Below are 13,351 nucleotides of genomic sequence, written 5' to 3' on the forward strand. Positions count from 1 at the left end.
ACGTTCTGCTCCGTCACCCATTCGTAAGGCTCATACCCCTTGGCCCGCTGAACCTGATAATCCACCGCCACGATGCGACCGGACGAGTAACGCAAAAACAGCGCACCCCCCGCACCGTTATCCAGCCGCTCAATCCGCCCCAAATAATCCCGAGAAATCCGCAGCCGGTTGTCGTACGCGTCGCTGATCGAGACCAGCACACCGTCGCGAAAGTGATAAAACCGTGACGCCTGGGACAACACCAGTTCGTCCGGTGAAGCCCCTAAATAGATCGCGGCTTCGGCCAAGCTATTGGTGATGGCCGGTCGAGCAACGGTCGGCATCGGAAACGAAGTCATGCGATTCTCATGGTCCGTCCACACCACCGAATCGCCCGACACATCAAGCCGATGCGCCAGCGAATGACTCCAGCCAAACCCCAACCCGCCATCCACTTCCACCGCACTGGTGCGATACAGCCGGGTCCACTTGAACGGCAAAACTCCATCCAACGTGCCATCGGTGAGGGTGAGCAATTCCTCCCCGGTAACCATCGACACGGGGCAGCCGTTGGTGACGGTCTTATCCGAAGCCGCCGCCGCATCCCCGTTCGGGTTTTTCCCCGAAACAGGCACATCATCCACAGGCTCTTTTTGCTTCAGCACCGCGTTCTGCCGCGCCCGCCAGCGCATCTGCAGCGTGCCTTGCTTCACCCCGCCGACCACGCCGCGAACCGCTACCGCCTTGTAGCGATCCACCGCCTGCATGAACTTCGTCAGAATCGCCAGCACGCTCTGAACAAAACCTACAGCCGCCTTAACAATCTGTGCGCCATACCTGGCCAGCCGCAGGCTCAAATACGCCACAGCCGCCGCCGGCAATGCGATGGTCAGCACCGCGCCAATCACCAGGTCAATCAGCAGCGACACCACAAACCCAGCGGCCACTTGCGCAATCTCACTGGGCGGCAATGCGTCCAACCAGATCATCGCCGTGCGCACCAGCAGGAACAGCGCCGCCTCATCACTGGCGAGCAACATCGCCTGTTCCATGACCTTGGGCGCATCGGTGGCGATTTGTGCGAGCTTGGTCGCTTCAGCCCCCAGCTGTTCGACGTACTTCAACGGGTCTTCAAGCATCGCCTGCACCAGCTGGATGCTGTCCCACACGTCCCGGATCGCGGCCCAACTGCCCGCCAGCACGCCGCTGCCAATCGCACTGGCCGTGGATTGCTGCCAATGCGGCTTGAAGCCTTGCCACTGTTCGCGAAGCCACCGCTCCAGGTCCGCCATCAGCCCGGCGTAGGAGGCGAAGAGCGCATCCACCTGCTCCTCGGAAACTCCGCCCTGTACCCGCACCTGATAGCGCCCGCCCGCGGCGCAGTGGTGTGAGCCCTTGCCATGCTCATCCAGCATGACCCGCGTGGAACTGCCGTCATCCAGCCCGATCACCTCGACTGGAATGCCGCCGATCGGCACGTCATACACCGAGTCGAATTTGCTCTCTATCTTCAGCTCGCCGCCCAACTGGCACACGGCGACACTGCCGATAAAGTTCGGGTCGCTCATGCTCACGGTTGTCTGCGAGTCACCGACGCGCAACACCCGATCCATCCCCAGCAACGACGGCATATCCGCCGCATGGCTCACCGAATCCAGCGCCCGCGAATACCAGGCGTCCATCTGCTGACGATAAATCACCAGGCTCTGATGAAAGCCATCCAGGTCATGTTCGATAGAGGCAATGTGGGAAGCGTGGGTCATCCGTGACGTCTCGGCAGAGGGCAAGGCGTCGGAGTCTGCCGCAGTAAAAAGCGGCTGGATGAACGGTGGGGAAAATCAGAAAGGGCTTACGAAGGTCGCGTAATAGTCAGCCCCAAATCACAGTTGGGGGCTACTTTAAATGGCGATCATGCTGACCGAAGAGCAGTGCACTGTGGTTCTTTAAGTTGGAAGCTCGGTTGAATAAGAAAGCCTGCTTTTCAGGGCAGGCTTATCGCGAATCTCGGCTGACTTACTTCTGGTGAGCCGTCAGCGCCGCATACCCATTCATCAAGTTGCGATAGTTAGGAATGCGCTGGGACAACAGATTGCCCAGGCCTTCGATATCGTTGCGCCAGTCGCGGTGCAGCTCACAGGCTACCGAGAACCAATTCATCAACTGCGCACCGGCCTGGGTCATCCGGCTCCACGCCGCCTGCTGCACCGTGGTGTTGAAGGTGCCGGAGGCATCGGTCACCACAAATACCTCGAACCCTTCCGCCAGCGCCGACAAGGTCGGGAACGCTACGCACACATCCGTGACCACGCCGGCGATGATGATCTGCTTGCGGCCGGTGGCCTTGATTGCCTTGACGAAGTCTTCGTTGTCCCAGGCATTGATCTGGCCGGGACGGGCGATGTACGGCGCGTCCGGGAACATCTCTTTCAACTCAGGTACCAGCGGGCCGTTGGGGCCTTGTTCGAAGCTGGTGGTGAGGATGGTCGGCAGGTTGAAGAACTTCGCCAGGTCGGCCAGGGCCAGCACGTTGTTCTTGAACTCGTTGGGCGAGAAGTCCTGGACCAGGGAGATGAGGCCGGTCTGGTGGTCGACCAGCAGAACTACGGCGTCGTCTTTGTTCAAGCGGTTGTAGGTTGGAGTGCTCATGGTTGAATCCTTTTTTGTTTAGGTTGGTTGGGCGTTGCGTTCAACATGGGCACAGATTAATGGGTGGGTGCTGGGGGATAAATCGGCTGGAATGGGTAATACCGTCAACTCAAAGGCGACAATTCATGAATTGTCAGTAGGACTGATCCTTTTAGCGGTCGGGAAAGTAAGTCAAAAAATCTCACGCGTGAGCTATTGAGTGTGGCAAAAAATGCCTGTAGATTTTCTCACGCGTGAGTTTTTCACAGCGAGGTCAGTACCATGGAAAGCAGCTCTCCATCGAGTCCGCCTAAAGGGCCCGATACCGATTCAGCAAGCCTCAAGGGAGAGCGCTTGAAGCCGTCCGCCAAAAAGCCATCGAGCTTTTACATGAAGCAGATGCGTGCAGGCCTGGCGGCCGCCGGCTACGTGAAACACGAAACTTGGGTGCTTCCCGAAAACCGAAGCCTGCTCAAGCAGATGGAGAAACAGCTTCGCCAGCCGATTCTGGCTGGCTCATTCATGTCGGAGAATTTCATGAGCGCAGGTACCAACTGGAATATCGATCGCCTCTTCACCGCTCTTCAGGCCCTGGATGACGTGGTGTCCAAGGACATCACGCTTTCTCTGGTTCAAGGCTCCGAGTCCAGCATCAAGCTGGAAATGAACGACTTCGGTGGCCTGCCGATTTACATCGCGGTGGTCGGCGAGCAGATCATCGTTGACACCGTCCTGGTCGATGTCGAGTCCATCAACGATGTCGCTAAATTCAATGACGCGGTGTTGCGCAGCCGGGAAATGTTCCCGCTGTCCTCCATCGGCATCGAGTCCATGCCTAACGGGCAAGTGGTCTACAACATGTTCGGTGCATTGAGCTCCGACTCCAGCCTGACCAATATCGTCACCGAGGTGAAAACCCTGGTCGACAACGTGCAGCGCGCCAGCGAAGCCTTCGAACGTTTCTTCAATTAAGTATTCGGGAGTATCCAATGACTCAGTCCATCTGGAGCAAATTGTTCACCGCGCTGCGTGGCGGTGCCAACGAAGTCGGCGAATCGATCGTCGACCAACAGGCCCTGCGCATCCTCGATCAGGAAATCCGCGATGCCGACACCGCGCTGGCCAACGCCAAGCGTGAGCTGGTGAGCATCATGGCCAAGCACAAACTGGCGACTGATCGCGTCAACGAGTACGACGCCAAGATCAAGGACCTGGAGTCCAAGGCAGTGGCTGCCCTGCAGGCCAATCGTGAAGACCTCGCCCTGGAAGTGGCCGAAGCCATCTCGACCCTGACCAACGAGCGGGATGTCGAGCATAAGCAAGCCACCGAATTCGGTGGCTATGCGGAAGGCATGCGCAAGGACATCACCAAGGCCGAAAGCCGGATCAAAAGCCTGCGCCAGCAAGTGGACATGGCCAAGGCGCGCGACAGCGTACAGAAGGCCCAGGTCAGCGCCTCCATCGCCAGCGGCGGTGCCAACGGCAAGCTGGAAACCGCCGTCGGTACGCTGAATCGCTTGCAGGCCAAGCAGCAGCAACGCGCCGCTGAACTGCAAGCCCAGGATGAGCTGGCAGATGCATCGACCGGGACCGACCTGGAGCGCAAGCTGCGCGACGCCGGCATCACGCCGAATGAAGGCAGCGCCAATGCGATTCTGGAGCGTCTGAAGCAAAAGTCGGCCGAGTAAGCAACGTCGCCGCAGGAAGGGCAGTGTCTGCCCTTCTTTTTTTACGTCGAGGTCAGGATGGGCGCCCTGAAGGGTTTCAAGACAATCGCAGGCCTGGCGCTGTTCATGGTCGCGCTGCAACTGCTCAATGCCGCTACCGGTTACAGCCTCATGGCGTTCGGCCTGATCCCGAGAACGCTGCAGGGGCTGCCGGGCATCCTCACCTCACCGTTTTTGCACGGCTCGTTCGCCCACCTGAGCGCGAACCTGGTTGCCTTTTTGATCCTGGGCACCCTGGTGATGATCGAAGGGCTCAATCGGTTTGTGACCGTCAGCGCGATCATTATCCTGCTGGGCGGTTCGCTGGTCTGGCTGTTCGGCTTTGCGGGTGTGCATGTGGGGGCCAGCGGCTGGGTGTTTGGGTTGTGGGCCTACCTGTTATCTCGCGCCTGGTTCCACAGGAGCTGGAGCAACCTGATCACGGCCGGTGTGGTGGCGGTACTGTATGGCGGACTGGTCCTTGGCTTCCTGCCTCGCCAAGGCGTTTCCTTCGAAGGGCATCTGTTTGGTGCCTTCGCCGGATTTATTGCCGCCAAGGTACTTCTCTCTCAACCACGCAGCAGGTTTAATGCCGGCTGAACGCACTTGAGCACCCAGGGAGTCAGGGACGCAATGCCGATTTTTCTTTTGTTGCGCAGGTACGCCGCCTCCCTCTTTCACCGCTTCGGCTGGGCAGGCCTGGTGATTGCCTTGGCGGTACACCTGAGCACGGCTTATCTGGGCCTGGTGGTTCTGGGCGAACAACACCTCACCGCGCCCGCCACGTTCGTTTACTTCTATCTCACCACCACGCTGACCGTCGGCTATGGCGATCTATCGCCGCAGACCTCTTTGGGACGCTTGTTCGTGGCGACCTGGGTCATGCTCGGGGGCATTGCGCTGCTGACGGCGGCCATCGGCAAAACCACCAGCACTGTCATCGATGCATGGAGAAAAGGCATGAAGGGCAAAGGCGATTTCACCGGCAAAATCGGCCATACCGTGCTCATTGGTTGGGAGGGCGCGTCCAGTGAACGGGTCATCGAGCTGTTGCTGCAAGACGAAACCTCGAACGACAACCTGATCGTCATCTGCGATTGCACCCTCGAAGAAAACCCGATGCCGGGCAAGGCGGCCTTTATCCGTGGTGAGAGCTTGTCCTCCACAGCGCTGTTGCTGCGTGCCGGTGTGCCCGGTGCCGAGCGTGTGCTGGTGCGAACCCCGTCTGACGATCTGACGCTGGCCACCGTGCTGGCGGTGAATCAATTGAATCCGGTCGGGCATGTGGTCGCCCACTTCAATGCAAGTGAAATTGCCGCACTGGCCAGCTCCTACGCCCCCAGCCTGGAATGCACCTCAAGCATGGCCATCGAAATGCTGGTGCGCGCCTCTCAGGACCCGGGCTCGTCGGTGGTCATTAATGAGCTGCTGTGTGTGGGGCAGGGGGCTACCCAATACCTGATGAGATTGCCCGAGGCGTTTGAAGCAACGTTTGGCGATCTGTACACCCAGATGAAAGAGCGCCATAACGCCACCCTCATTGGCTATCGCGCCAAAGGTGCGCCGCAACCGTCGATCAACCCGCCCAGCGCCACACGCGTTGAAGGTGGCGAACTCTTCTACATTGCCTCCACCCGCCTCAAGGAAATCTCCAATGGGATGGTTTAAACAGTTGATGGGGCTTGAGGCCCCGCAAGCGAATACACACTCGAAAGGCGCTGCCGAACCGCTGCCGACCACCGGGCCGCTTGGCCTGGCGCCGGGCAAAGGCGTGATATTCGACACGACCCTGAAGTTGTTGCTCGACGGGAAGACCACGGTGGTTATCCCCGGCTCCCAGGAAATCTGGAGTAACGGCACCGTTGACCTCGGGCAGTCGACCTGGCTGTCGCGCTACTACATGAACGACGAGGATTACTGGCTGCAGGTGCACACCACGGGCGACATCGCCGGGCAGGTCGAGTCTGTGATCCTGTTCAACTACCTGAGCTACGTCACTATCAGCAGCGAAGCTGAATTGCGCCGGCTGGCGGGGCCGCAGAGTCCGATCGGGTTACCGACCTACACCCACAACGGCGTCGAATACACGCGCGTGTGGGGCAGCGAGGCTGGCCAGACGGAATTGGTGGCCATGAGCGAGCAGGTGATAAACCCCGAGGATTCCTACAACGTCGAGCACCGTTCGATGCTATATGCCCGTGACACAGGCCTGACCGATCGCCGCGAGTTTCTGCTGTTCTCTGTCGAAGAAGACGCTGAAGGCACCGTCAGCCTGAGCACCTCCCTGGGCATTTCGCTGTACACAACCGACTTGAATGCGCTCTAAAAAAGGAAGAAGTCCATGCTAGAAGCTCTCTCCATCTCCCTGAACAAAGCCGCCGTGCTCGGGTTTGTCACCTACATCCTGGGGGCTGCCGTACTGTTTGCGCTGTTCCAGTTCATCTACACCCGCGTCACCCCGCACAAGGAATTCGAACTGATCCGGGCGGGCAACGTTTCCGCAGCGGTCGCCCTGGGCGGCGCCATCGTCGGTTTCGCCATTCCGGCCAGCAACGTGATTGCCTACTCGATCAGCATCCTCGACTTCGTCGTCTGGGCGGTGATCGCAGCCGTCGTCCAACTCCTGGCGTTTCTGCTCACCAGCCTCGTGCTCAAGGGCACTTCCGAGCGCATCAAGAGAGGCGAGCTTGCAGCGGGCATCTACGTGGCGGCGGTGGCCATCAGCGTCGGCATGTTGAATGCCGCGTGCATGACACCTACCCAGAACTGATTGCGCACGGAGCTCCCGATGAAACGAAGCAAGTACGTCCAGCTTTCGCTGGCAGCGTCGGTCGCCATGGCGATATCCGGCTGTGGGCCGACGGAAAAAACCTACGATTTGCAGAAGAAGTACAACTTCCAGTCGGTGCAGCAATGCGCCGATGAAAAACTGCCAGTGGACGTCTGTTCGGACGCCTACATGACGGCCATGGCCGAGCATCGCCGTATCGCCCCGGTATACGCCAGCCAGGCCGATTGCGATGCCGACTTTGTCGCCGGCTGGTGCCAACTGGACTCCAATGGCCAGTTCATTCCCAAGCTGGGCGGTTTCGAACTGACCGCCGAAGGCCAGGTGACACAATCCCAGGTAGACGCGGCCAACGCCCAGGCGGGCAACGCTCAGGCAAGCGGCGGCTCCGGCTTCTCCACCAGCAGCCTGCTGACCGGCCTGCTCATCGGCAATATGCTGAGCAGTAATCGCAACAGCTACCGCTCCGAGCCGGTGTATCGCTATCGCGATGATCGCGGTAACTACGGCAACTCCACGCTCAACCAGCGCGTCTCCAGTGGCGCGACGTTTGGCCGCTCGAACCAGGCCCGGTACGGCAGCAGCAATTACACCAACACGCTGCGCACCTCCAGCCAGTCGAGCTCCGTGGCGTCGGCCACCTCCCGTGGCGGCTTCGGCAGCAAGGCCAGCGCACGCAGCGGCTGGGGCGGCGGCGGGTCGAGCAGTTAAGGAACCGGGCCATGAAGAAAATCCATTGCGCAGAGCGTCATGACTGGAAACAGACGGCTGAAAACCTCGGCTTTCTGTTCCATACCATCGACGACGAACCCTACTGGGACGAGCGCGCGTATTACCAGTTCACGCTCAAGCAAATCGAGCACGACCTCGAAGACCCGACCACCGAGATCCACGACATGTGCATGGACCTCGTCGCCCGCGTGGTCCAGAGCGAAGAACTGCTCGAACGCCTGAGCATCCCCGCGCCCTTCTTCGACATGATCAAAACCTCATGGCTCGAAGGCCACCCGCACCTGTACGGGCGCATGGACTTCTCCTACAACGGCACCGGCCCCGCCAAGCTGCTGGAACTCAACTACGACACACCGACCAGCCTCTACGAGGCCGCGGCGTTCCAATGGGGCTGGCTCGAGCAATGCATCGAACGCGGCCTGCTGCCCAAGCATGCCGACCAGTTCAACAGCATCGACACCAAGCTGCACCAGGCCTTCGCCCAACTGCAGATCAACCAGCCGTTCTACTTCGCCTCGATGAAAGACTCGGTCGAAGACAAAGGCACCACCGACTACCTGCGTCTCGTCGCGGAAAAAGTCGGCATCGAATCACGCCACATCGACATCGAAGACATCGGCCTGACCAGCGAAGGCCGCTTCGTCGACCTCCAGGACCGCTGGATTCCCCACCTGTTCAAACTGCACGCCTGGGAATTCATCTTCCACGAACCCTTCGGCGCCGCGATTGCCGAGAGCGACACACAGTTTTTCGAGCCGGCGTGGAAATCCATCATTTCCAATAAAGGCATCCTGCCGCTGCTGTGGGAATTCAACAAAGGCCACCCGAATCTGCTCGCGGCCCACCTGGATACCGAACCGGGCAAAGCCGTGCCGAAGGGCTGGGTGCGCAAGCCGTTTTTCTCGCGGGAAGGGGCCAACATTGAGCTGCAAACGGCTGATGGGCTGATCGTGAAGGAGGGCGGGCCCTATACGGATGCGCCGTTTATTCTCCAGGAGTTTGCGCCGTTGCCGCGGTTTGGGGACAGCTATACGTTGATTGGGTCCTGGGTGATTGGGGACCAGGCGGCGGGGATTGGGGTGCGGGAGGATAATAGTTTGATTACCAAGGATTCGAGTCGGTTTTTGCCGCATTTGATATTGGATTGAGGCCGGAGCTTAAAGGGCCCAGCAGGGCTGGTCTCTCAGTGCGCATTGAATCGATGGTGCGCCTTGGGTGGCCGTATTGCCTTTATTGTAGAAATGACGAAGTTGGTGGCGGATCGTGCTCTAGGGGCATGCAGCATAGATAATGCCGCTGAGAGACAGACGAAGCGATAGTCTGCCCGCTTTGGCTATTCAATGATCCAACAGCTGTTGGATAAATTTGGTTTGTGGTTCTTGTGAGCATTAAAAAGCCGGCTTGTGGCCGGCTTCTCTGTGACCGCCTCAGCTTGTTTTTGACAAACCTCAGCAGCCTTCAAATCGCTCAGCCCACATTGCGTCGGGCTGAATAGTAGGGGCATCCGCGGGAAATCCTCCGCATCGCCGAGCAGGGTGGATAGCGCAACGCAACCCCCTGCCAAATGTGCGGCGCATGATACCCACATTCACTTCAGTTGCCCACCTCCGGATCCGACTTAGAGCCTTCCCAGCCCAAAAGATGCTCATCCAGCGGCACCGGTGGCCTGCGGTTATTCAACGTGGACCACCAGAACACCCAGCCCACGATCTGGAAGTTCTGCTCAAACCGTTGTTCGTGGGTCAGGTATTCGTCCGGATGTTCACCGGCATTGTGGCTGCGCATGCGCAAACCACCCCCTGGGCGGTTGTAGAGGTATTTGATGCGGAGCATTCCGTCGTGTTCGACCGCGTAGATTTCGCCGTCGATGATTTGGGTGCGGCCTTTGTCGATGGCGAGGGTGGCGCCTTGTTGGATGATGTCGATCATGCTGTTGTCGACCATGTAGGCGCCCAGCGCGCGGTCGGGGTTGACGTTGAGGGTTTCGAGGGTGTGCAGGGAGACGCGGATGCGTTCGGTAGAGGTGAAGGTGGGGTGGAGGGGGATTTCCACGTCGATTTTTTCTGGGCGGCAGGCGGGGCCTGTGAGGTATTTGCCAGTTTCTTCGCGGGTGAGGAGTCCTTTCCTGGTGCCGGGGCCTTCCAGCAGGAAGTTGGCCGGTGGGTGTTTGGGGCCTTCGCCGGTGCGTAGCCAACGGCTGGAGATGCACAGCAGTTCTGCGATCTCGTTGAGTCGGCCCATGGGTACACCGCGTTTGAACCAGTTGTTCACGTGTTGAGGCGTGACACCACGGTTCTTGGCGAAGTCGGAGGCGGAAAGATGAACTTCCCGTAATAGCGCTTTTAAGCGATCACCTGATGTATTCATAAACGCAGAGTTTACTGGCCGAGAAAATACATCAAATAAACTATACGTTGAGTTAGGCTTGTAGGTTTTTGCTTAGTTGTGGCTTATTACTTCGGAATTCGAATGTGATTAAACTAAGCTTATAAAATGTTGAACTTGTCGTTTAATTTTTCCCACAAAAAAAGCCCCGAATAATCGGGGCTTTTTCAATTGCCGAGGCAATGAGTAGCCGGTATCAGCCTTTGTAGGCAGCGACCGACTTCATGATTTCGGCGCGGGCGGCGTCTGCGTTGCCCCAACCGTCGATCTTCACCCATTTGCCTTTTTCGAGGTCTTTGTAGTTCTCGAAGAAGTGCTTGATCTGTTCCAGCAGCAGCGGCGGCAGGTCGGTGTATTCCTTCACGTCCACGTACAGCTGGGACAGCTTGTCGTGTGGCACGGCGATCACTTTGGCATCACCACCGCCGTCGTCGGTCATGTGCAGGATGCCGACTGGGCGAGCGCGAATGACCGAGCCTGGGGTAACCGGGTAAGGGGTTACGACCAGCACGTCGAGGGGGTCACCGTCGTCGGCCAGGGTGTTCGGGATAAAACCGTAGTTGGCCGGGTAGAACATCGGGGTGGCCATGAAACGGTCAACGAACAGGCAGTCGCTGTCTTTGTCGATTTCGTATTTGATCGGCGCGTGGTTGGCCGGAATCTCGATGGCGACGTAGATGTCGTTCGGCAGGTCTTTGCCAGCCGGAATCTTGCTGTAGCTCATTGGGCGTTGCCCCCGTAGTTGGCCATATGACATGGCCGGATTGGCCTAAAAGTGGCGGCGATTATAGGCATATTCTGACGGCGATGCCATGCGCCAGACGTCGTACGGTCATTCGCCTTGTGGCTGATAACGCGGGTCGTGCGCTTGCAGTCGGGTCAGGCGGGCCAAGGGATCCTGGCGGTAAAAGCGGCTGAGTTGGGCGTACACCTGTGGATAACTGTTGACGAGTAAATCCGGGGCGCTGAAAAAATATTCGCTGGTGACGGCAAAGAACTCCGCCGGGTTTTCCGCCGCGTACGGGTCTATCTCCGTCTCGGCATCGGGATTGGCGTCCAACTGGCGATTGAGGTCGTCATAAGCGCCCTGCATCACGCTGGCCCACTCCTGCACGCGCATGTCGTGGTGCAGTGGCGGCAGGCCATTGGCGTCGCCGTTGAGCATGTCCAGCTTGTGGGCCAGTTCGTGGATCACCAGGTTGTAGCCTTCCCACTGACCGCTGGCCAATACGCCGGGCCAGGCGAGGATCACCGGGCCTTGCTGCCAGGCCTCGCCGCTGTGCTCACCGTCCCACTCGTGTTCGATGCCGCTGCTGTCGCGATGGCGTTGGGGGCTGAGGAAGTCGTCGGGGTACAGCACGATTTCATGGAAGCCCTGGTACCAGTCGAGGTCGCCCAGGTTCATCAGCGGCAATTGCGCCTGGGCGGCGAGCAGCAGGCGTTGTTCCTGGTGCAGCTCGACGCCGGGCAGGGCGGTGAGGTGTTTTTCGGCGAGGAACACCACGCAGGCTTCGCGCAGCCACTGGTCCTGCTCGGCACTGATGCCGTCGAGGAAGGTAAGGTGGTCGCGCACCCGCTGCCAGGTGTCATCGGCAATCGGGTGCTTGGCCAGCAGGCGCCGGCGCCGCCAGGCACTGAGGGACCACATGCCGGGTTACTGCGACTTGGCTTCTGAAGACGTGCGACCAAAGCGGCTGCGGAACACGCCAATGATCATCGGCACCAGCGACAGCAGGATGATGAACACCACCAGCAGCGAGAGGTTTTTCTTGATAAATGGCACGTTGCCGAAAAAGTAGCCCAGGGTCACCAGGCCGCCGACCCAGAGGATGGTGCCCAGAACGCTGAAACCGAAGAACCGTGCATAGGGCATTTTCGCGATGCCGGCAACGAACGGCGCAAAGGTCCGCAGGATCGGCAGGAAGCGCGCCAGGGTCACGGTCTTGCCGCCGTGCCTGTCGTAGAAATCGTGGGTCTTTTGCAGGTAGTCGCGGCGGAAGATTTTCGAGTTCGGGTTGCTGAACAGGCGTTCGCCCGCCGTTCGCCCGATCACGTAATTGGTACTGTCGCCGAGGATTGCCGCCAGCATCAGCAGCCCGCCCAGCAATACCGGGTCCATTCCGCCGCCTGCTGCCACGGCGCCGGCGATAAACAGCAGCGAATCACCCGGCAGGAACGGCATGACCACCAGGCCGGTTTCGCAAAAGATGACCAGGAACAGAATGGCGTATATCCACGGACCATAATTGGTTACCAGCATGTCGAGGTACACGTCGAGATGCAGGATAAGGTCGAGCGGGTTGAAATCCATGGATGGCACCTGTGTGAACGGCCCGACTCGGCAGGCCTGTGCGGAAGCTCGGGTAATAAGGCTACACGTGTATGTAGTGTTTCTTACAACCCTGAAAGGTCCGCATTATACGGATTGAGAGGTGAAAAGCCTGTTGGTTTTGTAGCGGGGGATGTCGCGGGGCACGGTCCACAAATCGCCAGAAAGGCACTGTGGAAGCGAGTTTGCTCGCGAAAGCATTCGGTCAGTTATAAATAGTCTGACTGAACAGCCGCCATCGGGGGCAAGCTCCCTCCCACAAGGTCTCCATGGTGTCAGGGCGTCAGTCTTCGCTGATCGGCAAGGTGTAGTTCTTGAACTCGGTGTCTTCACGAAACCCGATGGACTCGTACGTCTTCTGCGCAACCTGGTTATCACTGCTGGTCGATACCCGCAGCCGCACTGCGTGGGTTTCCTTGGCCATTTTCTTCGCCGTGCGCATCAGGTTATCCGCCACCAGTTGCCGGCGCGCGTCTTCGGCCACATAGATGTCGTTGAGGATCCACACGCGTTTAAGCGACAGCGAGGAAAAGCTCGGGTAAAGCTGGCAAAACCCGAGCACGCGTTTGTCGTCGTCATCGGCCAGGGCCAGGTAGATCACCGACTCCTTGCGGCGCAGGCGCTTTTCCAGGAACGCCCGTGACGAATCCGGAAAGGGCAGCGCGCCATAAAACTCGCGGTATTTGACGAACAACGGAGTCAACAGGTCCAGGTGTTCCAGGGTCGCTTGAGTAATCCGCATGCCAGGCCTCAACTTCCAAATGGGGTATGACCACACGAGCGGCCGTGACTTGATGCTGCCTAAAG

General features: G+C 59.0%; 15 protein-coding genes. 8 read left to right on the top strand and 7 right to left on the bottom strand.

The window, feature by feature from the left end; translation table 11 throughout:
• Both BM416_RS13915 and ycaC read right to left on the bottom strand, forming a co-directional pair.
• A partial coding sequence (locus tag BM416_RS13915) for a DUF6531 domain-containing protein (protein WP_256577514.1) occupies positions 1–1,742 on the bottom strand: 1,742 nt, incomplete at its 3' end.
• 250 nt (positions 1,743–1,992) lie between these two features.
• Positions 1,993–2,625 carry an isochorismate family cysteine hydrolase YcaC gene (ycaC, locus tag BM416_RS13920; protein WP_027605204.1) on the bottom strand — a complete coding sequence of 211 codons (633 nt, stop codon included), beginning with the start codon at positions 2,623–2,625 and terminating at the stop codon, positions 1,993–1,995.
• 369 nt (positions 2,626–2,994) lie between these two features.
• Here ycaC and BM416_RS13925 point away from each other — a divergent pair, with 369 nt between their 5' ends.
• Genes BM416_RS13925 through BM416_RS13960 form a run of 8 tightly spaced genes read left to right on the top strand, consistent with a single transcriptional unit; the run spans position 2,995 to position 8,978 of the window.
• Positions 2,995–3,576 carry a YjfI family protein gene (locus BM416_RS13925; RefSeq protein ID WP_027605205.1) on the top strand — a complete coding sequence of 194 codons (582 nt, stop codon included), beginning with the start codon at positions 2,995–2,997 and terminating at the stop codon, positions 3,574–3,576.
• 17 nt (positions 3,577–3,593) lie between these two features.
• Positions 3,594–4,292: a PspA/IM30 family protein gene (locus tag BM416_RS13930; protein WP_027605206.1), complete on the top strand. Its 699-nt coding sequence runs from the start codon at positions 3,594–3,596 to the stop codon at positions 4,290–4,292.
• Positions 4,293–4,349: 57 nt separating this feature from the next.
• On the top strand, positions 4,350–4,910 hold the full coding sequence (locus tag BM416_RS13935) for a rhomboid family intramembrane serine protease (RefSeq protein WP_092488451.1): 561 nt from the start codon (positions 4,350–4,352) through the stop codon (positions 4,908–4,910).
• A gap of 33 nt (positions 4,911–4,943) precedes the next feature.
• Entirely contained in the window at positions 4,944–5,978 is a 1,035-nt protein-coding gene (locus BM416_RS13940; protein WP_092488452.1) for an ion channel, read from the top strand.
• Complete coding sequence (locus tag BM416_RS13945) at positions 5,965–6,636, top strand: DUF2491 family protein (protein WP_092488453.1); 672 nt, start codon at positions 5,965–5,967, stop codon at positions 6,634–6,636. Before BM416_RS13940 ends, BM416_RS13945 begins: the two co-directional genes overlap by 14 nt.
• Positions 6,637–6,651: 15 nt before the next feature.
• Entirely contained in the window at positions 6,652–7,080 is a 429-nt protein-coding gene (locus tag BM416_RS13950) for a DUF350 domain-containing protein (RefSeq protein ID WP_027605210.1), read from the top strand.
• 18 nt (positions 7,081–7,098) lie between these two features.
• Positions 7,099–7,809 (top strand): DUF1190 domain-containing protein, encoded by a 711-nt coding sequence (locus tag BM416_RS13955; protein WP_027605211.1) that lies wholly within the window; start codon positions 7,099–7,101, stop codon positions 7,807–7,809.
• Between the two features lie 11 nt (positions 7,810–7,820).
• Complete coding sequence (locus tag BM416_RS13960) at positions 7,821–8,978, top strand: glutathionylspermidine synthase family protein (RefSeq protein WP_092488454.1); 1,158 nt, start codon at positions 7,821–7,823, stop codon at positions 8,976–8,978.
• A 445-nt stretch (positions 8,979–9,423) separates the two neighbouring features.
• On the opposite strand, the gene BM416_RS13970 is transcribed toward BM416_RS13960, so the two are convergent.
• The 5 genes from BM416_RS13970 to BM416_RS13990 all read right to left on the bottom strand — a co-directional run bounded on the left by BM416_RS13970 (position 9,424) and on the right by BM416_RS13990 (position 13,286).
• Positions 9,424–10,197 (bottom strand): LexA family transcriptional regulator, encoded by a 774-nt coding sequence (locus tag BM416_RS13970; protein WP_065938378.1) that lies wholly within the window; start codon positions 10,195–10,197, stop codon positions 9,424–9,426.
• A 214-nt stretch (positions 10,198–10,411) separates the two neighbouring features.
• Entirely contained in the window at positions 10,412–10,939 is a 528-nt protein-coding gene (gene ppa / locus BM416_RS13975; protein ID WP_065924892.1) for an inorganic diphosphatase, read from the bottom strand.
• A 108-nt stretch (positions 10,940–11,047) separates the two neighbouring features.
• Positions 11,048–11,863, bottom strand: a complete 816-nt coding sequence (locus tag BM416_RS13980; RefSeq protein ID WP_092488456.1) for a M90 family metallopeptidase — start codon at positions 11,861–11,863, stop codon at positions 11,048–11,050.
• Between the two features lie 6 nt (positions 11,864–11,869).
• A complete protein-coding gene (locus BM416_RS13985) occupies positions 11,870–12,526 on the bottom strand; it encodes a DedA family protein (RefSeq protein ID WP_027605215.1) in 657 nt (218 codons plus the stop codon).
• Between the two features lie 301 nt (positions 12,527–12,827).
• Positions 12,828–13,286, bottom strand: a complete 459-nt coding sequence (locus BM416_RS13990) for a GNAT family N-acetyltransferase (protein ID WP_027605216.1) — start codon at positions 13,284–13,286, stop codon at positions 12,828–12,830.
• Positions 13,287–13,351: the final 65 nt, after the last annotated feature.

Source organism: Pseudomonas sp. NFACC42-2, assembly GCF_900116055.1.
Classification (GTDB): Bacteria; Pseudomonadota; Gammaproteobacteria; order Pseudomonadales; family Pseudomonadaceae; genus Aquipseudomonas; species Aquipseudomonas marginalis.

Coding starts and splice junctions, on each gene's coding strand:
- BM416_RS13940 (WP_092488452.1), top strand. CDS start 4,944: ATGCCGATTTTTCTTTTGTTGCGCAGGTACGCCGCCTCCCTCTTTCAC.
- BM416_RS13925 (WP_027605205.1), top strand. CDS start 2,995: ATGAAGCAGATGCGTGCAGGCCTGGCGGCCGCCGGCTACGTGAAACAC.
- BM416_RS13990 (WP_027605216.1), bottom strand. CDS start 13,286: ATGCGGATTACTCAAGCGACCCTGGAACACCTGGACCTGTTGACTCCG.
- ppa (WP_065924892.1), bottom strand. CDS start 10,939: ATGAGCTACAGCAAGATTCCGGCTGGCAAAGACCTGCCGAACGACATC.
- BM416_RS13930 (WP_027605206.1), top strand. CDS start 3,594: ATGACTCAGTCCATCTGGAGCAAATTGTTCACCGCGCTGCGTGGCGGT.
- BM416_RS13955 (WP_027605211.1), top strand. CDS start 7,099: ATGAAACGAAGCAAGTACGTCCAGCTTTCGCTGGCAGCGTCGGTCGCC.
- BM416_RS13950 (WP_027605210.1), top strand. CDS start 6,652: ATGCTAGAAGCTCTCTCCATCTCCCTGAACAAAGCCGCCGTGCTCGGG.
- BM416_RS13980 (WP_092488456.1), bottom strand. CDS start 11,863: ATGTGGTCCCTCAGTGCCTGGCGGCGCCGGCGCCTGCTGGCCAAGCAC.
- BM416_RS13970 (WP_065938378.1), bottom strand. CDS start 10,197: ATGAATACATCAGGTGATCGCTTAAAAGCGCTATTACGGGAAGTTCAT.
- ycaC (WP_027605204.1), bottom strand. CDS start 2,625: ATGAGCACTCCAACCTACAACCGCTTGAACAAAGACGACGCCGTAGTT.
- BM416_RS13945 (WP_092488453.1), top strand. CDS start 5,965: ATGGGATGGTTTAAACAGTTGATGGGGCTTGAGGCCCCGCAAGCGAAT.
- BM416_RS13960 (WP_092488454.1), top strand. CDS start 7,821: ATGAAGAAAATCCATTGCGCAGAGCGTCATGACTGGAAACAGACGGCT.
- BM416_RS13985 (WP_027605215.1), bottom strand. CDS start 12,526: ATGGATTTCAACCCGCTCGACCTTATCCTGCATCTCGACGTGTACCTC.
- BM416_RS13935 (WP_092488451.1), top strand. CDS start 4,350: ATGGGCGCCCTGAAGGGTTTCAAGACAATCGCAGGCCTGGCGCTGTTC.